The 26546-nt window shown below is 70.4% G+C and carries 26 protein-coding genes; 14 read left to right on the top strand and 12 right to left on the bottom strand.

Translation table 11 applies throughout. From position 1 onward, the window contains the following. Window positions 1-10: 10 nt before the first annotated feature. From HIR79_RS07715 to HIR79_RS07675, 9 genes are all read left to right on the top strand, one after another. Window positions 11-568: a KdsC family phosphatase gene (locus HIR79_RS07715; RefSeq protein WP_110068147.1), complete on the top strand. Its 558-nt coding sequence runs from the start codon at window positions 11-13 to the stop codon at window positions 566-568. A gap of 4 nt (window positions 569-572) precedes the next feature. After that, entirely contained in the window at window positions 573-1157 is a 585-nt protein-coding gene (gene lptC / locus HIR79_RS07710) for an LPS export ABC transporter periplasmic protein LptC (protein WP_169957881.1), read from the top strand. Next, window positions 1154-1660: a lipopolysaccharide transport periplasmic protein LptA gene (lptA, locus tag HIR79_RS07705; protein WP_110068149.1), complete on the top strand. Its 507-nt coding sequence runs from the start codon at window positions 1154-1156 to the stop codon at window positions 1658-1660. Before lptC ends, lptA begins: the two co-directional genes overlap by 4 nt. Before the next feature lie 8 nt (window positions 1661-1668). After that, window positions 1669-2394, top strand: coding sequence for an LPS export ABC transporter ATP-binding protein (lptB, locus tag HIR79_RS07700; protein ID WP_169957880.1), 726 nt, complete (start codon window positions 1669-1671; stop codon window positions 2392-2394). A gap of 154 nt (window positions 2395-2548) precedes the next feature. Beyond that, window positions 2549-3961 (top strand): RNA polymerase factor sigma-54, encoded by a 1413-nt coding sequence (locus HIR79_RS07695; RefSeq protein WP_169957879.1) that lies wholly within the window; start codon window positions 2549-2551, stop codon window positions 3959-3961. Between the two features lie 254 nt (window positions 3962-4215). Continuing rightward, window positions 4216-4524: a ribosome hibernation-promoting factor, HPF/YfiA family gene (gene hpf, locus HIR79_RS07690; protein ID WP_169957878.1), complete on the top strand. Its 309-nt coding sequence runs from the start codon at window positions 4216-4218 to the stop codon at window positions 4522-4524. Window positions 4525-4531: 7 nt separating this feature from the next. Further along, the gene (gene ptsN, locus HIR79_RS07685) at window positions 4532-4996 is read left to right on the top strand and encodes a PTS IIA-like nitrogen regulatory protein PtsN (protein WP_119020785.1); all 465 of its coding nucleotides are present in this window, start codon (window positions 4532-4534) and stop codon (window positions 4994-4996) included. A gap of 43 nt (window positions 4997-5039) precedes the next feature. Further along, on the top strand, window positions 5040-5960 hold the full coding sequence (gene rapZ / locus HIR79_RS07680; protein WP_169957877.1) for an RNase adapter RapZ: 921 nt from the start codon (window positions 5040-5042) through the stop codon (window positions 5958-5960). A gap of 2 nt (window positions 5961-5962) precedes the next feature. Then, window positions 5963-6232, top strand: coding sequence for an HPr family phosphocarrier protein (locus HIR79_RS07675; RefSeq protein ID WP_110068155.1), 270 nt, complete (start codon window positions 5963-5965; stop codon window positions 6230-6232). A gap of 3 nt (window positions 6233-6235) precedes the next feature. On the opposite strand, the gene pmbA is transcribed toward HIR79_RS07675, so the two are convergent. Then, window positions 6236-7576 carry a metalloprotease PmbA gene (gene pmbA, locus HIR79_RS07670; protein WP_169957876.1) on the bottom strand — a complete coding sequence of 447 codons (1341 nt, stop codon included), beginning with the start codon at window positions 7574-7576 and terminating at the stop codon, window positions 6236-6238. 114 nt (window positions 7577-7690) lie between these two features. Between pmbA and yjgA the strand changes: the two genes are divergently transcribed. Further along, entirely contained in the window at window positions 7691-8230 is a 540-nt protein-coding gene (gene yjgA / locus HIR79_RS07665) for a ribosome biogenesis factor YjgA (protein ID WP_110068157.1), read from the top strand. A 133-nt stretch (window positions 8231-8363) separates the two neighbouring features. On the opposite strand, the gene tldD is transcribed toward yjgA, so the two are convergent. The 7 genes from tldD to HIR79_RS07630 all read right to left on the bottom strand — a co-directional run bounded on the left by tldD (window position 8364) and on the right by HIR79_RS07630 (window position 18312). After that, the gene (gene tldD / locus HIR79_RS07660; protein WP_169957875.1) at window positions 8364-9818 is read right to left on the bottom strand and encodes a metalloprotease TldD; all 1455 of its coding nucleotides are present in this window, start codon (window positions 9816-9818) and stop codon (window positions 8364-8366) included. Then, the gene (locus HIR79_RS07655) at window positions 9815-13648 is read right to left on the bottom strand and encodes a YhdP family protein (protein ID WP_169957874.1); all 3834 of its coding nucleotides are present in this window, start codon (window positions 13646-13648) and stop codon (window positions 9815-9817) included. Before HIR79_RS07655 ends, tldD begins: the two co-directional genes overlap by 4 nt. A 4-nt stretch (window positions 13649-13652) precedes the next feature. Further along, entirely contained in the window at window positions 13653-15116 is a 1464-nt protein-coding gene (rng, locus tag HIR79_RS07650; RefSeq protein WP_169957873.1) for a ribonuclease G, read from the bottom strand. A gap of 80 nt (window positions 15117-15196) precedes the next feature. Beyond that, window positions 15197-15814, bottom strand: a complete 618-nt coding sequence (locus tag HIR79_RS07645) for a Maf family protein (RefSeq protein WP_169957872.1) — start codon at window positions 15812-15814, stop codon at window positions 15197-15199. Window positions 15815-15827: 13 nt separating this feature from the next. Continuing rightward, a complete protein-coding gene (mreD, locus tag HIR79_RS07640; RefSeq protein ID WP_110068162.1) occupies window positions 15828-16322 on the bottom strand; it encodes a rod shape-determining protein MreD in 495 nt (164 codons plus the stop codon). Further along, window positions 16322-17170: a rod shape-determining protein MreC gene (gene mreC / locus HIR79_RS07635; RefSeq protein WP_249322282.1), complete on the bottom strand. Its 849-nt coding sequence runs from the start codon at window positions 17168-17170 to the stop codon at window positions 16322-16324. The genes mreD and mreC overlap by 1 nt, the downstream gene beginning before the upstream one ends. A 104-nt stretch (window positions 17171-17274) precedes the next feature. Next, window positions 17275-18312: a rod shape-determining protein gene (locus HIR79_RS07630; RefSeq protein ID WP_102588540.1), complete on the bottom strand. Its 1038-nt coding sequence runs from the start codon at window positions 18310-18312 to the stop codon at window positions 17275-17277. Window positions 18313-18484: 172 nt separating this feature from the next. On the opposite strand from HIR79_RS07630, the gene gatC reads away from it, so the two are divergent. Genes gatC through HIR79_RS07610 form a run of 4 tightly spaced genes read left to right on the top strand, consistent with a single transcriptional unit; the run spans window position 18485 to window position 22295 of the window. Then, on the top strand, window positions 18485-18772 hold the full coding sequence (gene gatC, locus HIR79_RS07625) for an Asp-tRNA(Asn)/Glu-tRNA(Gln) amidotransferase subunit GatC (protein ID WP_110068164.1): 288 nt from the start codon (window positions 18485-18487) through the stop codon (window positions 18770-18772). A gap of 29 nt (window positions 18773-18801) precedes the next feature. Further along, window positions 18802-20262, top strand: a complete 1461-nt coding sequence (gene gatA / locus HIR79_RS07620; protein ID WP_169957871.1) for an Asp-tRNA(Asn)/Glu-tRNA(Gln) amidotransferase subunit GatA — start codon at window positions 18802-18804, stop codon at window positions 20260-20262. Next, the gene (gene gatB / locus HIR79_RS07615; protein WP_169957870.1) at window positions 20262-21731 is read left to right on the top strand and encodes an Asp-tRNA(Asn)/Glu-tRNA(Gln) amidotransferase subunit GatB; all 1470 of its coding nucleotides are present in this window, start codon (window positions 20262-20264) and stop codon (window positions 21729-21731) included. The genes gatA and gatB overlap by 1 nt, the downstream gene beginning before the upstream one ends. Window positions 21732-21743: 12 nt before the next feature. Then, window positions 21744-22295 (top strand): cupin domain-containing protein, encoded by a 552-nt coding sequence (locus HIR79_RS07610; RefSeq protein ID WP_169957869.1) that lies wholly within the window; start codon window positions 21744-21746, stop codon window positions 22293-22295. A gap of 21 nt (window positions 22296-22316) precedes the next feature. On the opposite strand, the gene HIR79_RS07605 is transcribed toward HIR79_RS07610, so the two are convergent. The 4 genes from HIR79_RS07605 to HIR79_RS07590 all read right to left on the bottom strand — a co-directional run bounded on the left by HIR79_RS07605 (window position 22317) and on the right by HIR79_RS07590 (window position 26378). Then, the gene (locus HIR79_RS07605) at window positions 22317-22487 is read right to left on the bottom strand and encodes a DUF6435 family protein (RefSeq protein WP_169957868.1); all 171 of its coding nucleotides are present in this window, start codon (window positions 22485-22487) and stop codon (window positions 22317-22319) included. A gap of 156 nt (window positions 22488-22643) precedes the next feature. After that, on the bottom strand, window positions 22644-24161 hold the full coding sequence (locus HIR79_RS07600) for an aldehyde dehydrogenase (RefSeq protein WP_169957867.1): 1518 nt from the start codon (window positions 24159-24161) through the stop codon (window positions 22644-22646). After that, window positions 24158-25576: an aspartate aminotransferase family protein gene (locus HIR79_RS07595; RefSeq protein ID WP_169957866.1), complete on the bottom strand. Its 1419-nt coding sequence runs from the start codon at window positions 25574-25576 to the stop codon at window positions 24158-24160. Before HIR79_RS07595 ends, HIR79_RS07600 begins: the two co-directional genes overlap by 4 nt. A gap of 25 nt (window positions 25577-25601) precedes the next feature. Next, window positions 25602-26378: a gamma-glutamyl-gamma-aminobutyrate hydrolase family protein gene (locus tag HIR79_RS07590; RefSeq protein WP_169957865.1), complete on the bottom strand. Its 777-nt coding sequence runs from the start codon at window positions 26376-26378 to the stop codon at window positions 25602-25604. Window positions 26379-26546 lie beyond the last annotated feature (168 nt).

The following is a 26546-nucleotide window of genomic DNA, read 5'->3' as shown; positions in this document are numbered from 1 at the left end:
CGGAGCTCCCATGCCCCACACCCTCCCGCTGCAAGACCCCCGCCTGGTGGACCGCCTGCGCCGCATCCGCCTGCTGGCCCTGGACGTCGATGGCGTGCTCACCGACGGTCAGCTCTACTTCCAGGCCGACGGCATCGAGATCAAGGCGTTCAATGTGCAGGATGGCCACGGCCTCAAGCTGCTCAAGCGTGCCGGCATCGAGGTGGCGCTGATCACCGGCCGCGACTCCCCGACGGTGAGCCGCCGCGCTGCGGCGCTGGGCATCCCACACGTCTTCCAGGGGGTGGAGAAGAAGCTGCCGGTGCTGCGCGACCTCTGCGCCCGCCTAGGCCTCGAATTCGACCAGGTCGCCTACTGCGGCGACGACATGCCAGACGTGGGCGCCATTCGCCGCGCCGGCGTGGGCATCAGCGTGCCGAACGCCCCGGAGTACATCCAGAAGCACGCCGACTGGGTCACCGTGAAGGGCGGCGGCCAGGGCGCCGCCCGCGAGATCGCCGACACCCTGCTCAAGGCCCAGGGCCACTGGGACGCCGTGATCGACACCTACCTGCACGGGGCCGGCTGAGCCCATGGCCCTGCCGCGGCCGTCGTTTCGGGTCTGGCTCTTCCTGCTGCTGGTGGCGCTGGGTGGCATGCTGGTGCTGCTCGACTCGCGCAGCGTCAGGGAGCCCGGCGCGGTCCCCCGGGACGAAGCCGGCGAGCCGGACTTCTACCTGGAGGGGGCACGACTGACCCGCTTCGACGGCGAGGGGCGCGCCCATCAGCGCATCGAGACGCCACGCCTGGTGCACACGCCCCACGACGACGTCACCCGCCTCGAGACTCCCGACGCCCGACTCTACGACAACGCCGGCCGGATATGGCTGGCCGAGGCCGACAGCGGCGTGCTGGGTCCCGGCGGCAACCCGCTCACCCTCTCCGGCAGCGCCAGGCTCCACGCCCCCGAGGAGCGCTGGCAGCTCGACACCGAGGTGCTCCACTACGACGCCGAGAGCGGTCACGCCTGGAGCGACACCCCGGCCCTGCTCCAGCAGCCCCCCCAGCGCATGAGCGGCGAGCGCTTCGACGCCTGGCTCCATGACAACCGCGCCCGACTGACCGACAATGTGCGCGGCCACCATCCGCCCGAGACCCGAGAGGACCCCCAGCCATGAAGCGAACCTCCGCCCTGCTGCTCTGCCTGCTGCTGCCGCTGGTCGCCGCGCCGACCCTGGCCCAGGGCCGCGATGCCGAGGCCCCCATCGAGGTGGAGGCCGACCGGCTCGATCTGGACGACCGCGCCGGCACCGCGGTCTATACCGGCGAGGTGGATATCCGCCAGGGCAGCATGCGCCTGACCGGCGATCGGGTGGAGATCCAGCGCAACGCCCAGGGCCAGCTCTCCCGCGCCATCGCCACCGGCGAGCGCGCCTATCTGGAGCAGCAGCCCGACCCCTCAGAGCCCATGGTGCGCGGGTGGGGCCGCACCATCATCTACCACGTGGCCGAGCGGCGTATGGAGCTGATCGACCGCGCCGAGCTGCACCAGGGCGGCGATACCTTCGACGGCGGCTATCTGGAGTACTTCCTCGACCGCCGCGTGGTCCAGGCCCGCAGCGAGGGCGAGGGTGTCGAAGGACGCCAGCGCATCCGCATGACCCTACAGCCCGAGCAGTAAGGCCGCCCATGAAGACCCTCCATGCCCGCCACCTGGCCAAGAGCTACAAGCGTCGCCGCGTTGTCCAGGACATCAGCCTGGCCATCCGCCAGGGCAGCATCGTCGGCCTGCTCGGCCCCAACGGCGCCGGCAAGACCACCTCCTTCTACATGATCGTGGGACTGGTGCGCGCCGACGCCGGCGAGGTGGCCATCGACGGCCTGGACCTGTCCCGGGCCGCCATGCACCAGCGCGCCCGGGCCGGCATCGGCTACCTGCCCCAGGAGGCGTCGATCTTCCGCAAGCTGTCGGTGGCCGACAACATCATGGCGATCCTCGAGACCCGCAAGGATCTCGACCGTGAGGGGCGCCGCGCCCGCCTCGAGCAGCTGCTCGAGGAGTTTCACGTGACCCATATCCGCGACAACCTCGGCATGAGCCTCTCCGGCGGCGAGCGACGGCGGGTGGAGATCGCCCGGGCCCTGGCCACGGAGCCCGCCTTCATCCTGCTCGACGAGCCCTTCGCCGGCGTCGACCCCATTTCGGTGGGCGAGATCAAGGGGGTCATCCGCCAGCTCAAGGCCCGCGGCATCGGCGTGCTGATCACCGACCACAACGTGCGCGAGACCCTGGATATCTGCGACACCGCCTACATCGTCGGTGACGGCAAGATCATCGCCGAGGGCAACGCCGAGGCGATCCTCGCCAACCAGCGGGTGCGCGAGGTCTACCTGGGCGAGGACTTCCGGCTCTGACCACAATCCCCTGATATGCCTGTCGTTATTAGATGACGGCATACCGATTGCGGGTGGCACAGAAGTTGCTTAACAAGCGCTTGCATGCCCGCGTCGCCCGCGCTAGGGTGAGGCCTTCCGGCCACTTCCCGGCACAAGAGGGCAGACGATCACGATGGCCATGAAAGCCTCCCTTCAGCTCCGCGTCGGCACGCAGCTGACCATGACGCCCCAGTTGCAGCAGGCGATTGCCCTGCTGCAGCTCTCCACCCTCGACCTGCGCCAGGAGATCCAGCAGGCCCTGGAGTCAAATCCCATGCTGGAGCTCGACGAGGGCTTCGGCGAGCAGGCGGTGAGCGAGGCCCCCGAGGACGACTGGGCCAGCGAGATTCCCGACGAGCTCAGCACCGACAGCGACTGGTCGGACACCTACCAGGACCTGGGGGCGCCGGCCGGCGGCGAGGGCCCCGATTTCGAGCGCGAGGCGAGCGCACAGAGCCTGCAGGGCCACCTGGCCTGGCAGCTGGCGATGACCGACCTCGACCCCCGCGAGCAGCAGATCGCCGAGAGCCTGATCGATGCCGTGGACAGCGCGGGCTACCTGGCGCAATCCCTCGACGAGATCCGCGACGGCCTCAAGTCCCAGGGGCTCGGCGGGCTGCGCAGCGCCGAGGTGGAGCAGGTGCTGCTGCGCCTGCAGCAGTTCGAGCCCACCGGCGTCTTCGCCCGGGACCTGCGCGAGTGCCTGATGCTGCAGCTCGCCGCCCTGCCCGACGACACCCCGTTGCTGCCCCAGGCGCGCCGCCTGGTGCGCCAGTTCCTCGAGGCCCTGGCCGGCGACGACCGTCGCCTGCTCAAGCGCCGCCTCGGCCTCGACGACGACGCCCTGGAAACGGCCATCGCCCTGGTCCGCTCCCTGGACCCGCGCCCCGGAAGCGCTTACTCCAGCCTCGAGAACGACTACGTGATCCCCGACCTGGTGGCACGCCAGGACAGCCGCGGCTGGCACGTGGAGCTCAACCAGGAGGCGCTGCCCCGGCTGCGCATCCAGCCCGACTACGCGGCGCTGATCCGCCGCGCCGACAAGAGCCAGGACAACCAGTTCCTCAAGGACCACCTGCAGGAGGCGCGCTGGCTGATGAAGAGCCTCTCCAGCCGCAACGACACCCTGTTGCGGGTGGGCCGCGAGATCATGGCCCGCCAGCTCGACTTCCTGGAGCAGGGCGAGGAGGCGATGAAGCCGCTGATCCTGGCCGACATCGCCCAGGCCGTGGAGATGCACGAATCGACCATCTCCCGGGTCACCACCCAGAAATACATCCACACTCCCCGGGGGGTGTTCGAGCTGAAGTTCTTCTTCTCCAGCCAGGTGGGCGGCAACGGCGAGGGCGACGCCCACTCCAGCACCGCGATCCGCGCACGGATCCGCAAGCTGATCCAGGAGGAGCCGCCGCGCAAGCCGCTCTCCGACAGCAAGCTGGTGACCCTGCTCGAGGAGGCCGGCATCCAGGTGGCCAGGCGGACGGTCGCCAAGTACCGCGAGGCCATGGGCATCCCCTCCTCCAGCGAACGCAAGCGGCTGAGGTAGCCCAGGCGGGCCGTCGCGCTCACCACAGTCACCCGCGAGGCCATGAGCATCCCCTCCTCCAGCGAGCGCAAGCGGCTGCGGTAGGCCTACCCCCCAGCATGCTCCGTGACGCCTGGGGAGTCATTAGCGAACCGCCGCCGGCAGACGCTTCGCTGACCTGCATCAGGCCCGCCGCGGCGGCGGCAGGCCGGGGGGTATGCAAGGCAGGAAAAAGGGTTACAATCGACCCACAACCAACGAGCAAGGAGCGTGTCATGCAAGTCAATATCACCGGCCATCATGTGGAACTGACCGATGCCCTGCGTGGCTATGTGGACGAAAAGCTGGCTCGCGTGGAGCGCCACTACGACAACATCACCAACGTGCAGGTGACCCTGTCCGTGGAGAAGGAGCGCCAGCACGCCGCCTGCACCCTGCATGCCGCCGGCGCCGACCTGCATGCCGAAGCCCAGGACGCTGACATGTACGCCGCCATCGACGCTCTGGCCGACAAGCTGGATCGCCAGCTGGTCAAGCACAAGGAGAAGGCCCAGGCCCGCGCCCAGGGCGCCGGCGCTCGTTGAGCCCATCATGTCACTGGAAGCCATCCTGCCCCCGGAGCGCACCCTGTTCGGCGTGCCCGGGGGCAGCAAGAAACGGGTGCTGGAGTTCTTCAGCACCTTCATCGCCCAGAATACGCCGAGCCTCGACAGCCAGGAGGTGTTCAGCCGGCTGATCGGGCGCGAACGCCTGGGCAGCACCGGCATCGGCAACGGGGTGGCCATCCCCCACGCCAGAAGCCCCCACTGCAAGGCCCCCATCGCCGGCTTCCTGAAGCTGGCCGAGCCGGTGGACTTCGACGCCATCGACGGCGAACCCGTCGACCTGGTGTTCGTGCTGCTGGTCCCCGAGGAGGCCGATGACGCCCACCTCGCCTTGCTGGCCCAGGTGGCCGGGGTGATGAACGACGCCGACACCCGCAGCGGGCTGCGCCGCAGCGAAAGCCAGCGCGAGCTCCACGAACGGCTCATCGAGGCGATTCGACGGCAGGGATAGCGCCCACGGGCACCCGGCCAGATTGACGACCAGGAGATCCCCCATGCAGCTCGTGATCATCAGCGGCCGCTCCGGCTCGGGCAAGTCGATCGCGCTGCAGGCCCTGGAGGATCTCGGCTACTACGCCATCGACAACCTCCCGGCCATGCTGCTCGGCTCGCTGGTCGATGAGCTGGGTAGTTCGGAGTCGCCACGCTCCTCCATCGCCGTCAGCATCGACGCCCGCAACCTGCCGCAGGCCCTGCAGAGCTTTCCCGCCCAGCTGCAGGCGCTCCAGGCCCGCGGCATCGCCTGCCAGGTGATCTACCTCACCGCCGATGCGCGCATCCTGCTCGAGCGCTACTCCGCCACCCGACGCCGCCATCCGCTGACGCGGGACAGCCAGATGACCCTGGCCGAGGCGATCGATTCCGAGGAGCTGGCCCTCGCCGAGATCCGCGACCTGGCCGACCTGGTCATCGATACCTCACGGCTATCGGTCCACGAACTGAGGCGCCGTATCGCCGACCAGGTGGCACTCCACCAGCCCGACCAGCTCACCCTCACCTTCGAGTCCTTCGGCTTCAAGCGCGGCGTGCCGCTGGACGCCGACCTGGTGTTCGATGCGCGCTGCCTGCCCAACCCCTACTGGGACCCGCAGCTGCGCGCCAGCACCGGCCGCGACGCGCCGGTCATCGAGTTCCTCGAGACCTACCCCCTGGTGGAGGCAATGCGCGCCGATATCCAGGCCTGGGTGGAGCGCTGGCTGCCCGCCTACCTGGCCAGCCACCGCAGCTACCTCACGGTGGCCATCGGCTGCACCGGCGGCCAGCACCGCTCGGTCTACCTGGCGGAGCGCCTGGCCGCGAGCCTGGCCGCCTCCCACCCCCTGGTCCGGCTCCGCCATCGCGAGCTGGGCATCCATGACACCCTGCTCCCGTTGCCGGACCCGGCGACCGACGTCACTCCTCATCAAGGAAGTTGAGCGTGCCGCAACGCAAGCTGACCCTGAGCAACAAGCGCGGCCTGCATGCGCGCGCCGCCACCAAGCTGGTGCAGTGCTGCCAGCCTTTCGCCGCCTCCATCAGCGTGGCCAACGGGCCCATGCGCGGCGACGCCGCCAACATCATGTCGCTGCTGATGCTCGCCGCTCCTTGTGGCACCGAGCTCACGGTGACCGCCGAGGGCGAGGACGCCGAGGCGGCCCTCGACGCCATCGAGGCGCTGTTCGAGGCCCGCTTCGACGAGGATGAGTGACCCTCAACTACCCGCCACGGTCATCTCGTCGATCAGCCAGCTGCCGGTATGGATGCTGCCGCGGGTGTCGGTATCGCTGCCGATGCCGGCCAGGCCCTTGAACATCGCCTCCAGGTTGCCGGCGATGGTGAACTCCTCCACCGGGTGCTGGATCTCGCCGTTCTCCACCCAGAAGCCTGCCGCCCCGCGGGAGTAGTCCCCGGTCACGGCGTTGACCCCCTGCCCCATCAGCTCGGTGACCAGCACCCCGCGCCCCATGCGCGAGAGCAGCTCCTCGCGCGAGGCCAGCGGCGCCTCGATGCGCAGGTTGCGCGCGCCCCCGGCGTTGCCGGTGGTCTGCATCCCCAGCCGCCGGGCGCTGTAGGCGGAGAGCATGTAGCTGGCCAGGCGCCCCTGCTCGATGAAGACGTTGTCGCGGGTCTGCACGCCGTCGCCGTCGAAGGGCGAACTGGCCATGGCGCCCATTTCCATGGGGCGCTCCTGAAGGCTGAACCACTCCGGGAAGAGCGCATCGCCGAGGCGGTCGCAGAGGAAGGAGGCCTGGCGATAGAGGGCCCCGCCGGCGATGGCCCCCATCAGCGAGCCGACCAGGCCCGACGCCAGGGTGGGATCGAACAGCACCGGCATTCGCCCCGTCGCCGGGCGACCGGCGCCCAGGCGACGCAGGGTGCGCTCGGCGGCGCTCTCGCCTACCCGCTCGGGCGCCAGCAGGTCGCGAGGATGGCGGGCACTGGTGTAGTCGTAGTCGCGCTGCATCCCGCTCTCGTCCTGGGCGATCAGCATGCAGGAGAGCGAGTGGCGGCTGCCGCGCTGGCTGCCCAGGAAGCCGTGGCTGTTGGCATAGACCCGCACGCCCTCGCCGCTGGAGAGCGAGGCGCCGTCGGAGCTCATGATGCCCGGGCGGCGACGGCCGGCGGACTCGCAGGCCAGTGCCAGCTCGATGGCCTCCTCGGTGGAGAGTGCCCAGGGGTGGTGGACGTCGAGGTCGGGCAGCTCACGCGCCATCAGCTCGGCATCGGCCAGCCCCGATGCGGGGTCCTCGCCGGTGTGGCGAGCGATGGCCAGGGCCTTCTCCACCACCGCACGGATCGACGCCTCCCCGGCGTCGGTGGAGGAGGCACTGCCCTTGCGCTTGCCCACGTAGACCGTCACCGCGATGCCCTGATCGCGGGAGAGCTCCACCGTCTCCACCTCGCCCTCACGCACGCTTACGCCGACGCCCTGGTCGACGCTGGCGCCCACCTCGCAGGCGTCGGCGCCGAGCCGACGGGCCAGCTCCAGGGCCATCTGGGCGCGGGTCTCCAGCAGGGCCTGCTGGGCGGCGGCATCGAATGCCTGTGTCATGGGTCTCTCCTCGTCTGCCGGCCCTGCGGGCCAACTCTTCGTGATGTTGCGCTCAAGCCCGCCGCCGCGGGCTGGTATACTGTGGCTATTCTCAAGCCCAACCATGGATGCGGCATGTCCCAGGATTCCCCCCTCGAACTGCTCGACCAGCTGATCCAGCAGCAGCCCGACGAAGACGAACGCCCCAGCAAGTCCCAGCTCAAGCGGGAGATGCATGCCCTGCAGGCGCTGGGCGAGGCGATCATCGCCATGACCCCCGCCGAGCGCGCCCGCTTCCCCCTCTCCGACGACATGCTGGCCGCCGTGGAGGAGACCTCGCGCGTGCGCTCCCACGAGGGGCGCCGGCGCCACATGCAGTACGTGGGCAAGGTCATGCGCCGCGAGAACCTCGAGGCGATCAAGGCCGTCTACGACGAGATCGAGCAGGAGAAGCTGCGCCGCGACCACGCCTTCCATCGCCTGGAGGCCTGGCGGGACCGCCTGCTCGACGAGGGCGACGCCGCCGTCGAAGCCTTCATCACCGACTTCCCCGAGGTCGATCGCCAGGCGCTGCGCCAGCTGATCCGCAACGCCCAGCGCGAGCGCGAGAGGGGCAAGCCCCCCGCCAGCGCCCGCAAGCTCTTCAAGCTGATCCGCGATACCGCGGGGCTTTAAGCCCCCCTCGCGGAACGTCGCCGAGCGAAGGCCAGACAAGGCGGCGTTCGGCGAGCCAGCGGAGTTTAGGGGCCCTAAATGAGCATGGCTCGCCGAACGCCAACGCCGTATGGGCGAGCGCAGGCACGTTCACTCAGGACGCCGTGCCGCCCACCGTCAGCTCGTCAAGCTTCAGGGTGGGCTGGCCCACTCCGACGGGCACCCCCTGGCCCTCCTTGCCGCACACGCCGATGCCGGTATCCAGCTCCATGTCGTGGCCGATCATCGAGACCCGCCCCATGGCTTCGGGGCCGTTGCCGATCAGGGTCGCCCCCTTCACCGGCGCGGTGATCCTGCCGTCTTCCACCAGGTAAGCTTCGCTTGCCGAGAAGACGAACTTGCCCGAGGTGATGTCCACCTGGCCGCCGCCGAAGCTCACCGCATAGAGGCCACGCTTGACGCTCTTCAGGATATCCGCAGGGTCGTCCTGGCCGGCCAGCATGACGGTGTTGGTCATGCGCGGCATCGGCAGGTGGGCGAAGGACTCGCGTCGGGCGTTGCCGGTGGGCGCCATGCCCATCAGCCGGGCGTTGAGCTTGTCCTGCATGTAGCCGGTGAGGATGCCGTCCTCGATCAGCGTCGTGCACTGACCCGGGGTGCCCTCGTCGTCGATGGTCATGGAGCCGCGGCGGTCGACCAGGGTGGCGTCGTCGACCACGGTCACCCCCCGGGCCGCGACCCGCTGGCCCATCCGCCCGGCGAAGGCGGAGCTGCCCTTGCGGTTGAAGTCGCCCTCCAGGCCGTGGCCCACCGCCTCATGGAGCAGGATGCCGGGCCAGCCCGGCCCCAGCACCACCGGCAGCTGGCCGGCCGGGGCGTCGATGGCCTCCAGGTTGACCAGCGCCTGGTGTACCGCCTCCCGGGCAAAGCGCTCGGCCACCCCCTCGTCGCGCAGCCGGGCCATGGGGTAGCGGCCGCCGCCCCCGGCACTACCGCGCTCGCGGCGGCCGTTGCGCACCACGATCACGCTGACGTTGAGGCGCACCAGGGGGCGGATGTCCGCCGCCAGGGTGCCATCGCTGGCACGCACCAGCACCACCTCATGGACGCCGGTGAGGGACGCGCTGACCTGGCTCACCGCCGGGTCCGCGGCCCGCGCCACCCGGTCCGCCTCCTTGAGCAGGGCGATCTTCTCCTCGGCGGAGAGGCCGGTGAGGGGGTCGACGCCGCCGTAGCGGGCGTCGCTCTGCACCACCACCCTCGGCGCCAGCGCCAGGCGCGAGCCGCTGCGCACGATGCCGGAGGCGGTGCGGCCGGTCTCGGCCAGGGCGTCGGCGGTGATCTGGTTGGAGTAGGCGAAACCGGTCTTCTCGCCGGAAAGGGAGCGTACGCCGACGCCGCCGTCGATGTTGTAGCTCGCCTCCTTCACCTCGCCGTCCTCGAGCACCCAGCCTTCGTGCCAGCTGCGCTGGAAGTAGAGGTCGGCGTAGTCGATCCCCGGCCCCAGGGCATGGCCGAGGCCGAGGTCCAGATCATCGAGGGTCAGTCCCCCTGGGGTGAGCAGGAAGGCTTCGGCTTCGTCGAGCAGGGAACGTCGGGTAGCAGTCATTCGGCACTTTCCACTGAGATCTGCGGCGCGGTCCAGGGACCCCGCACGCGATAATGAATTCGGGTCACGCGGTCGAGGGCGTCACCGAACAGGCGGTCGGCGATGAACAGGGCGCCCCCCACCACCGGCGCCCCGGCCAGCACCGCGGCCAGCGGCAGATTGCGGCTGATGGGTACCGTGACCCCCAGACGCTGATCCAGTTCCCGCCGCGCCAGGTCGACGCGCCCCTCGAGGGTAAAGCGGGTGGCCGGGCCGTCGACCGTCACCGGGCCCCGGGTCTCCAGTATGCCACCATACAGGGTCGCCGCTCCGCTGACACGGTCGAAGGCGGTGCCCTGCCCGGTCACGTCGGAGAAGTCCAGGCGCAGCCGGCGGACCAGGTTGTCGACGTTGAGCAGCCCGACCAGGCGAGCGGAGGTCGAGGCGACGTTGACGAAGCGCCCGTCGCGCAGCTCCACCTCGACGCTGCCCCGGGAGCGCTCCAGGGCGAACTGCCAGGGCGCCCCGGGCCAGGCCAGCTGGCTCTGCACGCGGGTCTCGCCGCTGCGGATCACCGCGTCCTGACCCAGCCGCTCCATGGCCGTGCCCAGGTCGCGGCCGTCCAGATCGAGCCGCGCCCGGGTCAGGGTGTCGGCGGCCCCGGCGGCCTCCCAGACCAATTCGCCCCGGGCGCTGATCTGCCCCAGGGTCAGGCCCAGCGGGGCGACGGTGAGGCGCTCCGGAGTAGCCTGCCAGCGCGCCGTGAAGGGGCCCAGCCGCTGACCGCCGCGCTCGATGTCGGCGATGCGCAGGCGGCCATCGGGCAGCTCCCCCACCCAGTCGGGGAAAGGCGCGGGCTCGGGCGGGGTGGCGATCTCGTCGAACAGCGACCCCATGGCCTCGGGCTCCGGGGTCAGGCCATCCAGGGAGAGGCGCATCAGGCTGATGTCCAGGGGCTGGGGAAGGTTCGGGCGGTAGTCGAGCTGACCCGCCAGCAGGCTGCCCTCCAGCGCCACGCGCCAGCCGCCTCCCGCCTGGGGCCGTCCCTCCGCCGCCAGCGAACCGATGCAGCGGCCGTCGCTCTCCAGGCAGTCGGTGGCCAGGCGCAGCTCGCGCAGGGCCGTCGCTCCCCCGCCACCGGCCAGGCCGCCGAGCCCGCCCAGCGCCTCGGCCCAGCGCGCCGGGTCGAGGCGCGGCTGGTAGGCGTCGACCCGCCACCCCTCCCCCTCGGGCCAGCCCGCGGTCGGTGCCCGCCCCACCCAGACCTGGCCCTGGCCGGGACCGTCACCGGGCAGGGCCCGCCAGCGCAGCGCCACCTCATCACCCAGGCGACCCTCGAGGCGCCCCTCGGTCAGGTCCATGTCGAGCCGCAGCGGGCGCCGCTCGCCGCTCCCCTTGCCGAGCGGCGCCGGCAGGTCGATGCCGAGCCCCTCCAGGCCGCTGTCGAGCCCCAGGTGCAGCCGGTTCTCGCCGATCGCCAGCCGCCCCTGCCAGGCGAAGCGGCCGGACGCCAGGTCATCGATGCCCGCCACTCCTGCCCAGCGCGCCAGGGCCCGGGCCTCGGCGGTGCCGGAGAGCCCCAGGCCGCCGCCGGGGGTATCGACGTCGGCGCGCACCGGACCGCCCAGCAGCCGTCCCTCGATGCGCCCCTCAAGGCCCCCCTCCTCGCCCCGCTGACGCCAGCTCAGGGGACCCGAGAGATCACTGAACGTAAGCTCGAGCGGACGGAATTCCAGCCGTGGGAAGGCGACCTCGGTCTCGATATCGAGCTCGAGCCCGCTCGGCTCGTCGGGCTGCCCCAGCGGCAGCGCCAGGCGCAGGTGGCCCTCCGCCTCCCCCTCGGCCTGCCAGTCGTCGACGGCCTCGATGCCCTCCACCGGCATGGCCAGCAGGTAGCGACGCAGCGCCTGCGCCGAGGCGGCAAGCTCGCCCTCCACCTCGAGGCGCTCGTCGATCAGGCGCACCCGGCCGTTGCGGGCCGCTACCCCCAGGCTCTCGGCCCGTTCGAGGCTCGCCTCCAGGGTGGTGTCCTGCAGAGAGAGCCGCCCCTCGACGTCGGTGAGGGGCGGCCAGGCCGGATCGAAGGCCAGCCGCCCCTGCTCGATGGCGAGCTCCAGCCCGAAGCTGGGGTCGATGCGCTCGGCACCGCCGGCCAGGGGGACATGCAGGCGCAGCGAGCCCTCGGGCACCCGGCCGGCCACGCCGTCCAGCCAGGTCCGCAGCTCTTCCCCGAGGATGCCCACCGGCAGCCACTCCGACAGCGGCGTCTCCACGGCGTCCACCTCCCGGAACCCCAGCGAGAGGCCAAAGCCGCCCCGCTGCCCGCCGCCCACGGCGAGGCCGAAGCCGCCTTCCACCTCGGCACCGTTCCAGCCCACCCGCAGTTCGCGGCCGCTGACCAGGCTGCGCGGGCCGTCATAGGTCCACAGCACCTCGCCGGCGGCATGCTCCAGCGCCATCGGTCCATGGAACAGCGCGGGGAAGTGCAGGCTGGCCCCCGGCCCGCCCGCGAAGCGCACCCGGCCGGCCAGGTCGCGGGCCTCGACCCACATGTCCAGGGGGCCACCGCCGGGGGCCTGCTCCCAGGGCGAGACCTCCACCCCGCTCAGCGCGGCGCGGGCCAGCCACTGGCCCTCCCGATGGCCGAGGCGGAAGCCGTTGACCTGTCCGCGGGGGTCCAGGGTGTCCACCACCCGGGCCAGGGCCTCCGGCAGCGGCACCCGGTGACGCCAGGCGGCCAGCGACCCCAGGTCGAAGCCGCTGGTGTCCAGCCACCAGCCGTCGCCATCGCCGGCGAGCTGCCAGCGGTGCGGCAGCGCCGGCCCCCAGGGCGCCTCGAGATCGTCGGGTTCCGCCGGCTCGGGGCTCACCGCATCGCCCTCGAACCAGGCCTCCCAGCCGCCGTCGCGGCGCAGCCACTGACCACGCCCCTCCACCTCGGTCAGCTCGATGGCGTGGCGTTCGCCGTTGCCATCGGCGTGGCTCACCGCCAGGCGGGCAATGCCCAGGTCCAGCCGCGCATCGGCCAGCTCCCCGCGGTGCCAGCGGCCCCACAGCCGCGCCCGGCCGCTGGACTCGTCGAGGCGCAGCGGCTCGTTGCGGCCCAGTACCTCCACCAGGCTGATCAGGCTGTCGAGCCGCATGTCGGCCTGCAGGGCGGCGCTGAAGTCGCGAAAGCCCGAGGGGCCGGGCAGCACCTCCAGGGCGGCCTGCATGGCGGCCTCGGGGTCCCCCTCGAGACGCACCTCGCCCTCGAGGTGAGCGCGTCGGTCATCGCCGGTCATCAGCAGCCGCGGCGCCTCGAGCACCACGCGCCGTTCGCGTCCATGCAGCACCAGGCGCAGGTCCTCGACCCAGGCGCGCTGGCGCAGCAACACCCCGACCCAGAAGTCGAGGCGCTCCAGGTCGAGCTCGCCGCGGGGCTGGAGTTCGGGGGGCAGTTCGGCGGGGTCGGGCCAGTGCCAGCCGCCCTCGGGGGTCTGGTAGAGGTGCAGGGTCACCCCGGAGAGCCTCGCATCCTCCACCACCGGCACCCCGGCGCGCAGGGAGGCCAGGCTGTCCAGGCGCAGTCGCCCGCTCTCCACCTCCAGCAGCGGCACCGCGCGCTCGTGGGTGCGGATGCTCAGGGCGTCGAGGGAGAGCGCCGGGTCGAGGCCGGCGAGGCGGGTGTCCAGCTCGGCGATGCGCACCTCGGCGCCGAAGCGAGCCGAGAGCAGCGCCTCGAGATGCGGCGTGAGCCCGTCGGCCAGCGCCAGCGCCAGGCGCAGCGCCAGCAGCAGCAGCGCCAGCGACGCCAGCAGCAGCGCCACCAGCGTCAGGCTCCAGCGCGTCACCAGGCGAATCGGAGACATGGGCTCACATCAGCACGATGTCGTACTGCTCCTGGGAGTAGTGGGTCTCCACCTGGAAGCGGATCGGCTTGCCGATGAACTCCTCCAGGTCGGCCACCGCCGCGGACTCCTCGTCGAGCAGGCGGTCCACCACGGCCTGGGCCGCCAGCACCATGTAGGTCTCGGCGCTGTAGGCGCGCTCTTCGCGCAGGATCTCGCGGAAGATCTCGTAGCAGACCGTTTCCGGGGTCTTGAGGGTGCCGCGCCCCCCACAGGTGGGACAGGCCTCGCAGAGGGTCTGTTCCAGGCTCTCGCGGGTGCGCTTGCGGGTCAGCTGGACGAGGCCCAGCTCGGTGACGCCGGTGCACTTGGTCTTGGCGTGGTCGCGCTCCAGCGACTTCTCGAGCATGCGCAGCACCTGTCGCTGGTGCTCCGGGTCCTCCATGTCGATGAAATCGATGATGATGATGCCGCCGAGGTTGCGCAGGCGCAGCTGGCGGGCAATGGCGGTGGCGGCCTCGAGGTTGGTCTTGAAGATGGTCTCCTCGAGGTTGCGGTGCCCCACATAGCCGCCGGTGTTGACGTCGATGGTGGTCATCGCCTCGGTGGGATCGATCACCAGGTAGCCGCCGGACTTGAGCTGCACCTTGCGGCCCAGGGCCTTCTGGATCTCGTCCTCGACGCTGAACAGGTCGAAGATCGGCCGCTCGCCGGCATAGTGCTCGATGCGCTCCACCGCATCGGGCATGAACTCCTCGGCAAACTCGATCAGCTTGACGTGGTTCTCGCGGGAGTCGATGCGCACCTTCTCGATGTCGTCGCGCATCACGTCGCGCAGGATGCGCATGAACAGCGGCAGGTCGTCGTAGATGACGCTGGGGGCCCCGGCGGTCACCTTGCGCTCGCTCACCTTGCGCCACAGCCTCAGCAGGAAGTGCATGTCGGTGGCGAGCTCCTCGAGGCCGACACCCTCGGCGGCGGTGCGCACGATGAAGCCGCCGACCACCTCCTGGCCCTGCTGGGCCTGGGCCTCCTCGATCAGCCCGCGCAGCCGCTCCCGCTCCCGCTCGTCCTCGATGCGCTGGGAGACCCCATGATGGGGGGCATCCGGCATGTAGACCAGGTAGCGCGACGGCACCGATAGGTGGGTGGTGAGCCGGGCCCCCTTGGAGCCGATGGGGTCCTTGGTGACCTGCACCACCAGCGCCTGCCCCTCGTGGAGCAGGTGGCCGATGGAGAGCTGCTCCTCGGCCGGGGTGCCGGGGGGCATCACCTCATGGGCGTGGATGAAGGCGGCGCGGTCGAGGCCGATATCGACGAACGCCGCCTGCATGCCGGGCAGCACCCGGACCACCTTGCCCTTGTAGATATTGCCGACGATACCGCGCCGGCGGCTGCGCTCGATGAAGGCTTCCTGCAGCACGCCGTTCTCCACCACGGCGACGCGGGTCTCCATCGGCGTCAGATTGATCAGTACTTCGCCGCTCATGCGGAAGTCCTTATCCAGAATGCTTTGCGTCCATTATGACATAGTGTCATACGCCCAAGGCGTTGATGACCGGCAAGGGGTCAACCGAAGGTCCCGCCCCACAGCGCCACCCCCTGGCGGCGCAGCAGCTCGGCGGTCTCGTAAAGCGGCAGCCCCACCACCGCCGAGTGGCTGCCCTCGGTGCGCTCGACGAAGACCGCCGCCAGCCCCTGGATGGCGTAGCCGCCGGCCTTGTCGGCGGGCTCGCCACTGGCCCAGTAGGCGGCGATCTCCGCCTCGCCGATCGCGCGCATGCTGACCCGGGTGGCGACACAGGCCTCGAGCACGCCGGCGGGCCCGCTCACCGCCACCGCGGTGAGCACCTCGTGGGTCCGGCCGGCAAGGCGACGCAGCATGGCGGCGGCATGCTCGGGCCCCTCCGGCTTGCCGAGGATCTCGCCATCGCAGACCACGGCGGTATCGGAGCCCAGGGTCGGCAGCGTCGTGAGCCGGGCCCCGGCCAGGGCCTTCTCCCGGGCCAGCCGGGTCACGTAGTCGACCGCCCCCTCGCCGGGGCGCGGAGTCTCGTCGATATCCACCGGCCGCACCGCCACCGACACGCCGATGGAGGCGAGCAGCTCGCGGCGCCGCGGCGAGGCACTGGCCAGGCAGAGCCCGGGGCGGGCGGTATCGGAGAGGAGCTGACGGGGATCGGACATGCGGGGCTCCGGATCAGTCGCGGGCCAGGCGCCGGCCCAGGGCCTCGAAGAGGGTGGCGAGCCAGGGCCACAGCACGGCGCCGATCAGCGAGGGCAGCAGGAAGGCCAGATGGATGGAGAAGGGGCCGAGCAGGGTGCGCAGCCACTGTTCGGCCAGCTGCACGGTGCCGAGCAGCACGAAGATCAGCACCGCCTGCTGGACCAGGGAATAGGCCCGGAAACGCGGATAGACCAGCGCGCAGAGGAAGGCCAGCAGCGACAGGATCAGGGCGTTCTGCCCGAGGGTGGCCCCCTCGATCAGGTCGAGCAGGATACCGAGCGCAAAGCCGTGGAAGACGCCCACCCGGCTCGGCGTTTTCATGCACCAGTAGATCAGCATCAGGCCCAGCCAGTCGGGACGCCAGATCTGCCAGCCGTCCGCCAGCGGCATCACCTGCAGGCAGAGCGCCAGCAGCAGCGAGAGCCAGATCCACGGCAGGGCCAGGTGGGCGGAAGAGGGAGTGGCCATCAGCGTGCCTCCTGATCGGCGTCGAGGCCGATCACCGCCCGCGCGGCCTCCATCGCCTCGGCGGAGAGCTCGAGTTCCCAGACCTCGTCGTCGACCCCCGGGGCGGGCGGCGGAAAGAGCAGCAGGAAGTGGCGGGAGCGCTGCAGCTGGGCCACCGGCGTGGCGGTGACCCGGGCGAAGGGCTGACCCGGATCATGGACCACCTCGGCCACCCTGGCCACCGGGTAGCCCGGCGGGAAGCGCCCCGCCAGCCCCGAGGTGACCAGCAGGTCGTCCTCGCGGATATCGGCGGTGTCGGGCACGTGCAGCACCGTGAGCGCCTCGTAGCGGCCGCTGCCCTGGAGGATGAAGCGCAGCCCGTTGCGGTTCACCTGCACCGGCAGCGCATGGCTGGCATCGGCCACCATCAGCACCCGGCTGGAGTAGGCGGAGACCGCCGTCACCTGCCCCACCAGGCCAGAGGCATCCATCACCGGCTGGCCCACGTAGACGCCGTTGCGCCGCCCCCGATCGATCACCATCTGGTGGGCGAAGGGGTCCGGGTCCAGGGAGAGCAGCTCGGCGGTGATGAAGGGCATGTCGTGCCGCTGGGCCGCGGAGAGCAGCTCGCGCAGGCGCACGTTCTCGGCGGTGAGGCTGGCCATGTGCTGCACGCGGTGGGAGAGGGTCAGGATCTGCTCGCGCAACCGGCGGTTCTCCTCCAGCAGGGCGCGCTGGTCGGAGAGCGCCAGCGACCCCCAGGTGAGGATACCGCTGGGCAGGCTCACCGCCCACTGGACGGGGGCCACCAGGGTGGAGAGCTGGGCGCGCACCTCCTCCATGCGCGTGAGGCGGGTATCGGCGAACATCAGCGCCGACGCCACCAGCACGCACAGGAGGAGGCGGTAGCCGGGCAGCGATCCGTCGGAGAACAGCGGCTTGATAGGCGTTTTCCCCTAAAGTCAGCCCCGGGTCAGTCGCTGGAGAGCAGCTCGAAGGTGTGCTGGTCGATCATCTCCAGGGCCTTGCCGCCGCCGCGGGCCACGCAGGTCAGCGGATCCTCGGCGACGATCACCGGCAGGCCGGTCTCCTCGGCGATCAGCTTGTCCAGGTCGCGCAGCAGCGCCCCGCCACCGGTCAGCACCAGGCCGCGCTCGGCGATGTCCGAGGCGAGCTCCGGCGGGGACTGCTCCAGGGCGTTCTTCACCGCGGTGACGATGGAGGCCAGGGTCTCCTGCAGGGCATCGAGGATCTCGTGGGAGTTGAGCGTGAAGCTGCGCGGGATCCCCTCTGCCAGGTTGCGGCCGCGCACGTCGATCTCGCGCAGCTCGCCGCCGGGATAGGCACAGCCGATCTCTTCCTTGATGCGCTCGGCGGTGGCCTCGCCGATCAGGCTACCGTAGTGGCGGCGCACGTAGGCGATGATCGCCTCGTCGAAGCGGTCGCCGCCGACGCGGATCGACTCGGAGTAGACGATGCCGTTGAGAGAGATGATGGCGATCTCGCTGGTGCCGCCGCCGATGTCCACCACCATGGAGCCCTGAGCCTCCTCCACCGGCAGGCCGGCGCCGATGGCGGCCGCCATGGGCTCCTCGATCAGGAACACCTCGCGGGCGCCGGCGCCCTCGGCGGACTCCTTGATGGCGCGGCGCTCCACCTGGGTCGACATGCAGGGCACGCAGACCAGCACCCGCGGGCTCGGGGTGAGGAAGGTGCTCTGGTGGACCTTGCGGATGAAGTGCTGGAGCATCTGCTCGGTGACGGTGAAGTCGGCGATGACCCCGTCCTTCATCGGGCGGATGGCAGTGATGTTGCCGGGCGTGCGGCCCAGCATGCGCTTGGCATCGGAGCCAACCGCGGCCACGCTGCGCATGTTGCCGGACTGGCGGATGGCCACAACCGACGGCTCATCGAGCACGATGCCACGACCGCGCACATAAATCAGCGTATTGGCGGTTCCCAGGTCGATCGACAGATCGCTGGAGAACAGCCCCCTCAAGCGTTTGAACATGGAAGTCGTTACCTAGTGCAGTCCGGGAACCCTGTGCGGACGCAAACGGTATCACCGCGGCCCCTGCGCAGCAAGCGCGGCGCCCGCGAGACCCGCGTCTCACGGGCCTGCCCGCGGGTCGCGGTATGTGGTACCTTTTGCGGCCTGTTTTCCCTTCGAGGACATCCGAACCATGGCGCTTGAACACGCTGACGTGCTCAGGGCCGCGCACCTCGCCCGGCTCGGCCTGAGCGACGAGGACGCCGCCCACTACCTGGACGACCTCGGCCGCATTCTGGAGATGGTGGACCAGCTCCAGGCGCTGGACACCGAGGGCGTTGCCCCCCTGGCCCATCCCCTCGACGCCACCCAGCGGCTGCGCGCCGACGAGGTGACCGAGAGCGACCAGCGCGACCGCTTCCAGCGCTGCGCCCCGGCGGTGGAACAGGGCCTCTACCTGGTCCCCCGCGTGGTCGAATAAGCCTTCCTGCCTGACGGAGCCCCCGGCCCATGCATGACAAGACACTGAGCGAACTGGCCGCCGCCCTCACGGCCGGCGAGTTCACCAGCCGCGAGCTGACCGAACACCAGCTCGCGCGCATCGCGCGCCTCGACGGCGAGCTCAACAGCTTCATCACCGTGACCGCCGAGCAGGCCCTCGCCGCGGCGGATGCCGCCGACGCCGCCCGCGCTCGCGGCGAGGCCGGCCCCCTGACCGGCCTGCCGCTGGCCATCAAGGACCTGTTCTGCACCGAGGGGGTGCTGACCACCGCCGGCTCGAAGATGCTGGCCAACTTCGTCTCCCCCTACGACGCCACCGTGGTGGAGAAGCTCAAGGCCGCCGGCACGGTGAGCCTGGGCAAGGTCAACCTGGACGAGTTCGCCATGGGCTCCTCCAACGAGAACAGCGCCTTTGGCCCGGTGAAGAATCCCTGGGATACCAGCGCCGTGCCCGGCGGCTCCTCCGGCGGCAGCGCTGCCGCGGTGGCCGCGGGCCTGGTGCCCGCCGCCATGGGCACCGACACGGGCGGCTCGATCCGTCAGCCGGCCGCCTTCTGCGGCATCACAGGCCTGAAGCCCACCTATGGCCGCGTCTCGCGCTGGGGCATCATCGCCTACGCCTCGAGCCTCGATCAGGCCGGCCCCATGGCGCGCACCGCCGAGGACTGCGCCCTGCTGCTGAACGCCATTGCCGGCCCCGACCCGAAGGACTCCACCAGCGTGGCCCGCGGCGTGCCCGACTACACCGAGGAGCTCGGCGCTCCGCTCTCCGGCCTCAAGATCGGGCTGCCGGTCGAGTACTTCGGCGACGGCCTCGACCCCGAGGTGGAGGCCGCGGTGCGCGAGGCGGTCAGGGTCTATGAGTCGCTGGGCGCCACGGTGCGCGAGGTGAGCCTGCCCCACACCCACTACGCGATCCCGGCCTACTACGTCATCGCGCCGGCCGAGGCCTCCTCGAACCTGTCGCGCTACGACGGCGTGCGCTTCGGCCACCGCTGCAAGGCCCCGTCCGACCTGATCGACCTCTACAAGCGCTCCCGCGCCGAGGGCTTCGGCGAGGAGGTGCAGCGGCGCATCCTGATCGGCACCCACACCCTCTCCGAGGGCTTCTTCGACGCCTACTACAAGAAGGCCCAGCAGGTGCGCCGACTGATCCGCCAGGACTTCCTCGACGCCTTCGAGGAGGTCGACGTCCTGATGGGCCCGGCCTCCCCCACCCCGGCCTTCGACCTGGGCGCCAAGAAGGACCCGGTCTCCATGTACCTGCAGGACATCTACACCATCGCGGTGAACCTGGCCGGGATCCCCGGCATCAGCGTGCCGGCGGGCTTCGTGGGCAAGCGCCCCGTGGGCCTGCAGATCCTGGGCACCCACTTCGCCGAGGCGCGGCTGCTCAACGTCGCCCACCGCTTCCAGCAGGCCACCGACTGGCACCTGCGTCGTCCCGCGCTTGCCGAGGAGACCACCTGATGCAATGGGAAACCGTGATCGGGCTGGAGGTGCACGTCCAGCTCGCCACCCGCTCGAAGATCTTCTCCGGGGCCTCCACCGCCTTCGGCGCCGAGCCCAACACCCAGGCCTGCGCCGTGGACCTGGGCCTGCCCGGGGTGCTGCCGGTGCTCAACGAGCAGGCGGTGGCCATGGCGGTGCAGTTCGGCCTGGCGATCCACGCCGAGATCCCCGAGGTCTCGGTCTTCGACCGCAAGAACTACTTCTACCCGGACCTGCCCAAGGGCTACCAGACCAGCCAGATGTACCACCCCATCGTCGGCGCCGGCGAGGTGGAGATCACCCTGGAAGACGGCAGCAGCAAGCGCATCCGGGTGCACCATGCCCACCTCGAGGAGGACGCCGGCAAGTCGCTCCACGAATCCTTTTCTGACGGCATGGGCCACGGCATGACCGGCATCGACCTGAACCGCGCCGGCACCCCGCTGCTGGAGATCGTCTCCGAGCCGGACATGCGCTCGGCGAAGGAGGCGGCGGCTTATCTGAAAGCCATTCACTCCATCGTGACCTATCTCGGCATCAGTGACGGCAATATGGCCGAGGGCTCCATGCGCTGCGACGTCAACGTCTCGGTGCGCCCGGTGGGCCAGGCCGAGTACGGCACCCGCGCCGAGATCAAGAACGTCAACTCCTTCCGCTTCGTGGAGCGCGCCATCGAGTTCGAGGTGGAGCGCCAGATCGAGCTGCTGGAGGACGGCGGCAAGGTGGTCCAGGAGACCCGCCTCTTCGACCCCGAGCGCGACGAGACCCGCAGCATGCGCACCAAGGAGGAGGCCAACGACTACCGCTACTTCCCCTGCCCCGACCTGCTGCCGGTGGTGCTCGACCGAGCCTACCTCGACCACCTGCGCGAGGCGCTGCCGGAGCTGCCCGACGAGAAGCGCACCCGCTTCCAGTCGGCGCTGGGCCTCTCCGCCTATGACGCCGGGGTGCTCTCCGCCACCCGCGAGATGGCCGAGTTCTTCGAGGAGGTCAAGGAGACCTGCGGCGACGCCAAGTCCGCCGCCAACTGGGTGATGGGCGAGCTCGCCGGCGCGCTCAACCGCGAGGGGCTGCCGATCACCGACAGCCCCGTCTCGGCCCGCCAGCTCGGCGAGCTGATTGGCCGAGTGCTGGACGACACCATCAACGGCAAGGCCGCCAAGCAGGTGTTCCAGGCGCTCTGGAACGGCCAGGGGCAGTCCGCCGATGAGGTGATCGAGGCCAAGGGGCTCAAGCAGGTCACCGACACTGGCGCCATCGAGGCGATGATCGACCGGGTGATCGGCGAGAGCCCGGCCCAGGTGGCCCAGTACCGCGACGCCGAGCCGGACAAGCGCGGCAAGATGATCGGCTACTTCGTGGGCCAGGTGATGAAGGCCTCCCGCGGCACCGCCAATCCGCAGCAGGTCAACCAGCTCCTCAAGGAGAAGCTGGACGCCCTGTGCTGAAGAGGAGCCACCATGGCCGATGACGTGGGCGAGCGGCTGCGCGCCCTGCGCACCCTGCGCGGCATCTCCCAGCGCGAGCTGGCCAAGCGCTGCGGGGTGACCCACTCCAGCCTGTCGCTGATCGAGCAGGGCAAGGTGAGCCCCTCGGTCAGCTCGCTGAAGAAGATCCTCGACGCCATCCCGATGAGCGTCGGGGACTTCTTCACCATGGACCTGGAGAACGGCCGTCGGGTCTTCTACTCGGCCGAGGACCTGGCCGACGTGGGCACCGGCGACGTCATCTACAAGCTGGTGGGGGCCGATCGCCGTGATCGCGCCCTCTCCTTCATGGTGGAGACCTACCCGCCGGGGGCCGACACCGGCCGCGAGATGATCGCCCACCTGGGCGAGGAGGCCGGCATGGTGCTCGAGGGGGAGATCGAGATCACCATCGGCGCCGAGAGCCGGGTGCTCCAGGCGGGGGAGGCCTACTACTTCGAGACCAACGTCCCCCACCGCTTCCGCAACCCGGGCAGCGAGCCCTGCCGCCTGGTGAGCTGCGCCACCCCCGCCCGGGCCTTCTGATCCACCCGGGGGCTCCTATTCCTACCCCTGCTTGAGCGCCTCGATCTCGGCGCGGATCGCCTCCGCCTCCTCGGTGAGCGAGGCGTTGGCGCGCATGTCGCCGTTGCGGGCGGCGTGCATCGCCTGCTCGAGCTTGCGCTCATATGCCTTCTGCAGCTTCTTGGTCGGGTCGCTCTTGAAGAGTCCGAACATGGGAGTACCTCTGGCCGGGGAGTGTCAGCCACAGGCTACTCCCCTCGCCGAAAAAAAATCGATACAAGAGCTGTACATTTTAATCATTCCGCATAGATACGACGAGGCCGGCGCCCATGGCGCCGGCCTCGTCGCGTCAGGCTACGGTGAAAGGGCTCAGCTCGACAGCGAGATCCAGACGCTCTTGAGCTCGGAGTACTCCTCCAGGGAGTGATGGGACTTGTCGCGGCCGTTGCCCGACTGCTTCACCCCGCCGAAGGGCATGGTCTGGTCGCCGCCGGCCCAGTTGTTGACGAACACCTGGCCGGAGTGGAGCCGCCGGGTGACACGCATGATGCGGTCGATGTCCTGGCTCCACAGCCCCGCGGCCAGGCCATAGACGCTGTCGTTGGCCATGGCCACCGCCTCCTCCTCGCTGTCGAAGCCGAACACCGAGAGCACCGGGCCGAAGATCTCCTCGCGGCCGATGGCCATCTCGGGGGTCACGCCATCGAACACCGTAGGTGGAATGAAGAGCCCCTTACCATCGACCTGGGTGGCCTCACCGCCCACACGCAGCCGGGCGCCCTCCTCGCGGCCCTTCTCGATGTAGCCCAGGATGCGCCGATACTGGGCCTCGTCGACGATGGCCCCCATGAAGCTGTCGGGGTCCAGGGGGTCGCCGGGCTGCATCCGCTTAGCCGCCACGAGCACCTGGTCGATGAAGGCCTCGCGGATCGCGTTCTCCACCAGCAGCCGGGAACCGGCGATGCACACCTCCCCCTGGTTGTGGAAGATCGCCGAGGCGGCGTGCTTCGCCACCCGGGCGAGGTCCTTGCAGTCGGCGAAGACGATATTGGGGGACTTGCCGCCGCACTCCAGATAGACCCGCTTGAGGTTGGACTGGCCGGCGTACTGCATCAGCTGCTTGCCCACCTGGGTCGAGCCGGTGAAGGCGAGGCAGTCCACCCCCATGGAGAGCGCCAGGGCCTTGCCCACGGTGTGGCCGAAGCCCGGCAGCACCTGGAAGACGCCGCGGGGGATACCCGCCTCATGGGCCAGCGCCGCCAGACGCAGCGCCGAGAGCGGCGACTTCTCCGAGGGCTTGAGGATCACGCTGTTGCCGGCGGCCAGCGCCGGGGCGACCTTCCAGGCGGTCATCATCAGCGGGAAGTTCCAGGGCACGATGGAGGCGACCACCCCGAGCGGCTCGCGCAGCACCAGGGCCAGGGCCTCCTCGCCGGTGGGCGCCACCTCGCCGTAGAGCTTGTCGATGCACTCGGCCTGGTAGCGGAAGCAGGCGATGGCGCCGGCCATGTCGCCCAGCGAACTTGCCACCGGCTTGCCCATGTCCAGGGTGTCGAGCAGCGCCAGCTCGTGCCGGTGGGCCTCCATCAGGTCGGCCAGGCGCAGCAGCACCTTCTTGCGCCTGCCCGGGGCCAGGCGCGACCACTCGCCGCCCTCGAAGGCGGCCCGGGCATGGCCCACGGCGAGCTTGGCGTCGGCGGCGTCGCAGCTCGCCACCTCGGCCAGGGGCTCGCCGGTGGCCGGGTTCGTCGTGGTGAAGGTCTCGCCGCTCAGCGCAGCGACGAAGGCGTCGTCGACGAAGGCGCGGGTCTCGAACCCTGTCTCGAACTGGGAGGCGGCCAGGGCCTGCCAGTCGGCCAGGGTCTTGGGGGGTTCGGGGCGACTCATGCGGGGGACTCCTCCTGGGGGTCGGGTCGGGGGTCGGGCCGGGGCTCGGCCAGCCGCGCCAGGGTGGCATCCAGGGCGGCGCGCGCCTTGTCGATCAGCTCGTCGATCTCGTCACGGGAGATCACCAGCGGCGGCGAGATGATCATGGTATCACCCACCGAGCGCATCACCAGGCCGCCGGCGAAGCAGAGATCGCGGCACAGGGTGCCCACCCCCCGGGACTCGGCGAAGCGCTCGCCGGTGGCGGGGTCGACCAGCTCCAGGGCGCCGATCAGCCCCAGGGAGCGCGCCTCGCCCACCAGGGGGTGTGCCTCGAGGGCCTTCCAGCGGCTGGCCAGGTAGGGGCCGATCTCGTCGCGGACCCGGTCCACCAGCCCCTCGGCCTCCAGCAGTTCGAGGTTGCGCTGCGCCACCGCGGCGCACACCGGATGGCCCGAGTAGGTGAAGCCGTGGAAGAACTCGCCGCCCTCCTCGATGAGGGTCTCGGCGACCCGGTCGCCCACCAGCACCCCGCCGATGGGCAGGTAGCCCGAGGAGAGTCCCTTGGCGATGGGCATCAGGTCCGGCTCCAGGCCATAGTGGACGCTGCCGAACCACTCGCCCAGCCGCCCGAAGCCGCAGATCACCTCGTCCACCACCAGCAGGATGTTGTACTTCGCCAGCACCGCCTTCACCGCCGGCCAGTAGCTTTCCGGCGGAATGATGGCACCGCCGGCGCCCTGCACCGGCTCGGCGATAAAGGCCGCCACCTGGTCTTCACCCAGTTCCAGGATCTTCGCCTCCAGGGCCGCGGCGCACTCCCGGCCGAAGGCCTCGGGGTCCTGGCCGGCGGTGCGCCCTTCGCCAGACCGCCCCTCTCCAAACCAGTAGGGCTGGCGCACATGGGCGATCTTCGGCACCAGGGGGCCGCCCTGGGCGTGCATGGGGGCCATGCCGCCGAGGCTCACCCCCGCCACGGTGGAGCCGTGGTAGGCGTTCTTGCGGCCGATCACCCACTGCTTGTCGGGCTGGCCCTTGAGCGCCCAGTAGCGGCGCACCATGCGCAGCACGGTATCGTTGGCCTCGGAGCCGGAACCGGTGAAGAAGACGTGGTTGACATGGGCGGGCGCCAGGCGGCAGAGGGTCTCGGCCAACTTGACCGCCGGAGGGTGGGCGGTCTTGAAGAAGCTGTTGTAGTAGGGCAGCTGGCGCATCTGCTCGGTGGCCGCTGCCACCAGCTCCTCGCGGCCATAGCCCAGGTTGACGCACCAGAGCCCCGCCATGCCATCGAGGATGCGGTTGCCCTCGGAGTCGTGGATGTAGACTCCCTCGGCGCGCTCGATGATGCGGCTGCCCTCCTCGCCCAGGGCCTTGAAGTCGGTGAAGGGGTGCAGGTAGTGGGCGCGATCCAGGGCCTGGTAGTCACGAGTATGCATGGGGGATCTCCAGATAACGGGGCGTTCAGTCCGCCCGGGGCGCGCGGGAGGCGGCCTGGCGGACGCGGCACGCCTCGGCGAAGGCGCGATAGAGGGCATCGTTCAGGGGGTGCTCACGGGGACGCCACTCGGGATGCCACTGCACGGCCAGGGCGAAGCCGGCGGCATCGGCCACCGACACCGCCTCGATCAGCCCGTCCGGGGCATGGGCCTCGGCCACAAGGCCCGCCCCCAGCTCGGCGATGCCCTGCTGGTGCAGGGAGTTGACCCGCGACCGGGGCTCGGGGTGCAGCGCCGCCAGGCGCCCGCCGGGCACCAGGGTGATCTCGTGGGCGGGGGCATACTGCGCCTCGCGTTCCCCCGGGGGCTCGCGGTGGTCCTGCAGGCCGGGCACGCCCTGCACCGCCTGATGCAGGGTGCCGCCGAAGGCCACGTTGAGCTCCTGGAAGCCCCGGCAGATGCCGAACAGCGGCAGGCCGAGGTCCAGCGCCGCGGGAATCCACACCAGGGCGGCCGCATCGCGGTGGCGGTCATCCCGGGTGTTCTCCGGCACCCGCTCGGCCCCGTAGCGGCGCGGCTCGACGTTGGTGTAGCTGCCGGTCAGCAGCAGGCCATCGAGGCGGGCCAGCAGGCCGCGAGCGGCCTCGGGGTCGGCCTCCTGCTCCTCCCACACCGGCAGGATCACCGGCGACAGGCCGTAGTCCCACAGGGCGCGCAGGTACTTGTCGGTCACCATCTGGGCGGGATGGCCCTCCACCTCACGGTGGCAGGCGATCACCCCCACCAGGGGTCGGCTCTTCATCGCGTCTCTCCTCGTCGGAAGCGGACCGGGTGTTATGTTTTATTCACCATAACCACCTGGCGCCCGCTTTCCAAGGCGGAAACTCCCCTCGATACGTAAATTATTTGACAACACCGGGCACCCCTACAAGGATAGGAGCCACAAGGATCACAACGCCAGAGGTGCGCC

It is taken from the genome of Halomonas sp. PGE1, from assembly GCF_013000985.1.
GTDB lineage: Bacteria > Pseudomonadota > Gammaproteobacteria > Pseudomonadales > Halomonadaceae > Halomonas > Halomonas alkalicola.
Note: the sequence above shows the minus strand (reverse complement) of the source record. Positions and strands in the feature narration are given on the sequence as shown.

Excerpts from the sequence above, each read along its gene's own strand:
- pmbA (WP_169957876.1), bottom strand. The coding sequence starts at position 7,576 with ATGACACAGGCATTCGATGCCGCCGCCCAGCAGGCCCTGCTGGAGACC.
- rng (WP_169957873.1), bottom strand. The coding sequence starts at position 15,116 with ATGAGCGGCGAAGTACTGATCAATCTGACGCCGATGGAGACCCGCGTC.
- HIR79_RS07595 (WP_169957866.1), bottom strand. The coding sequence starts at position 25,576 with ATGCATACTCGTGACTACCAGGCCCTGGATCGCGCCCACTACCTGCAC.
- HIR79_RS07605 (WP_169957868.1), bottom strand. The coding sequence starts at position 22,487 with ATGTTCGGACTCTTCAAGAGCGACCCGACCAAGAAGCTGCAGAAGGCA.
- lptA (WP_110068149.1), top strand. The coding sequence starts at position 1,154 with ATGAAGCGAACCTCCGCCCTGCTGCTCTGCCTGCTGCTGCCGCTGGTC.
- hpf (WP_169957878.1), top strand. The coding sequence starts at position 4,216 with ATGCAAGTCAATATCACCGGCCATCATGTGGAACTGACCGATGCCCTG.
- rapZ (WP_169957877.1), top strand. The coding sequence starts at position 5,040 with ATGCAGCTCGTGATCATCAGCGGCCGCTCCGGCTCGGGCAAGTCGATC.
- ptsN (WP_119020785.1), top strand. The coding sequence starts at position 4,532 with ATGTCACTGGAAGCCATCCTGCCCCCGGAGCGCACCCTGTTCGGCGTG.
- tldD (WP_169957875.1), bottom strand. The coding sequence starts at position 9,818 with ATGACTGCTACCCGACGTTCCCTGCTCGACGAAGCCGAAGCCTTCCTG.
- mreD (WP_110068162.1), bottom strand. The coding sequence starts at position 16,322 with ATGGCCACTCCCTCTTCCGCCCACCTGGCCCTGCCGTGGATCTGGCTC.
- gatC (WP_110068164.1), top strand. The coding sequence starts at position 18,485 with ATGGCGCTTGAACACGCTGACGTGCTCAGGGCCGCGCACCTCGCCCGG.
- mreC (WP_249322282.1), bottom strand. The coding sequence starts at position 17,170 with ATGTTCGCCGATACCCGCCTCACGCGCATGGAGGAGGTGCGCGCCCAG.
- HIR79_RS07610 (WP_169957869.1), top strand. The coding sequence starts at position 21,744 with ATGGCCGATGACGTGGGCGAGCGGCTGCGCGCCCTGCGCACCCTGCGC.
- HIR79_RS07655 (WP_169957874.1), bottom strand. The coding sequence starts at position 13,648 with ATGTCTCCGATTCGCCTGGTGACGCGCTGGAGCCTGACGCTGGTGGCG.
- HIR79_RS07645 (WP_169957872.1), bottom strand. The coding sequence starts at position 15,814 with ATGTCCGATCCCCGTCAGCTCCTCTCCGATACCGCCCGCCCCGGGCTC.
- HIR79_RS07590 (WP_169957865.1), bottom strand. The coding sequence starts at position 26,378 with ATGAAGAGCCGACCCCTGGTGGGGGTGATCGCCTGCCACCGTGAGGTG.
- HIR79_RS07600 (WP_169957867.1), bottom strand. The coding sequence starts at position 24,161 with ATGAGTCGCCCCGAACCCCCCAAGACCCTGGCCGACTGGCAGGCCCTG.
- lptB (WP_169957880.1), top strand. The coding sequence starts at position 1,669 with ATGAAGACCCTCCATGCCCGCCACCTGGCCAAGAGCTACAAGCGTCGC.
- gatB (WP_169957870.1), top strand. The coding sequence starts at position 20,262 with ATGCAATGGGAAACCGTGATCGGGCTGGAGGTGCACGTCCAGCTCGCC.
- HIR79_RS07715 (WP_110068147.1), top strand. The coding sequence starts at position 11 with ATGCCCCACACCCTCCCGCTGCAAGACCCCCGCCTGGTGGACCGCCTG.
- lptC (WP_169957881.1), top strand. The coding sequence starts at position 573 with ATGGCCCTGCCGCGGCCGTCGTTTCGGGTCTGGCTCTTCCTGCTGCTG.
- HIR79_RS07630 (WP_102588540.1), bottom strand. The coding sequence starts at position 18,312 with ATGTTCAAACGCTTGAGGGGGCTGTTCTCCAGCGATCTGTCGATCGAC.
- yjgA (WP_110068157.1), top strand. The coding sequence starts at position 7,691 with ATGTCCCAGGATTCCCCCCTCGAACTGCTCGACCAGCTGATCCAGCAG.
- gatA (WP_169957871.1), top strand. The coding sequence starts at position 18,802 with ATGCATGACAAGACACTGAGCGAACTGGCCGCCGCCCTCACGGCCGGC.
- HIR79_RS07695 (WP_169957879.1), top strand. The coding sequence starts at position 2,549 with ATGGCCATGAAAGCCTCCCTTCAGCTCCGCGTCGGCACGCAGCTGACC.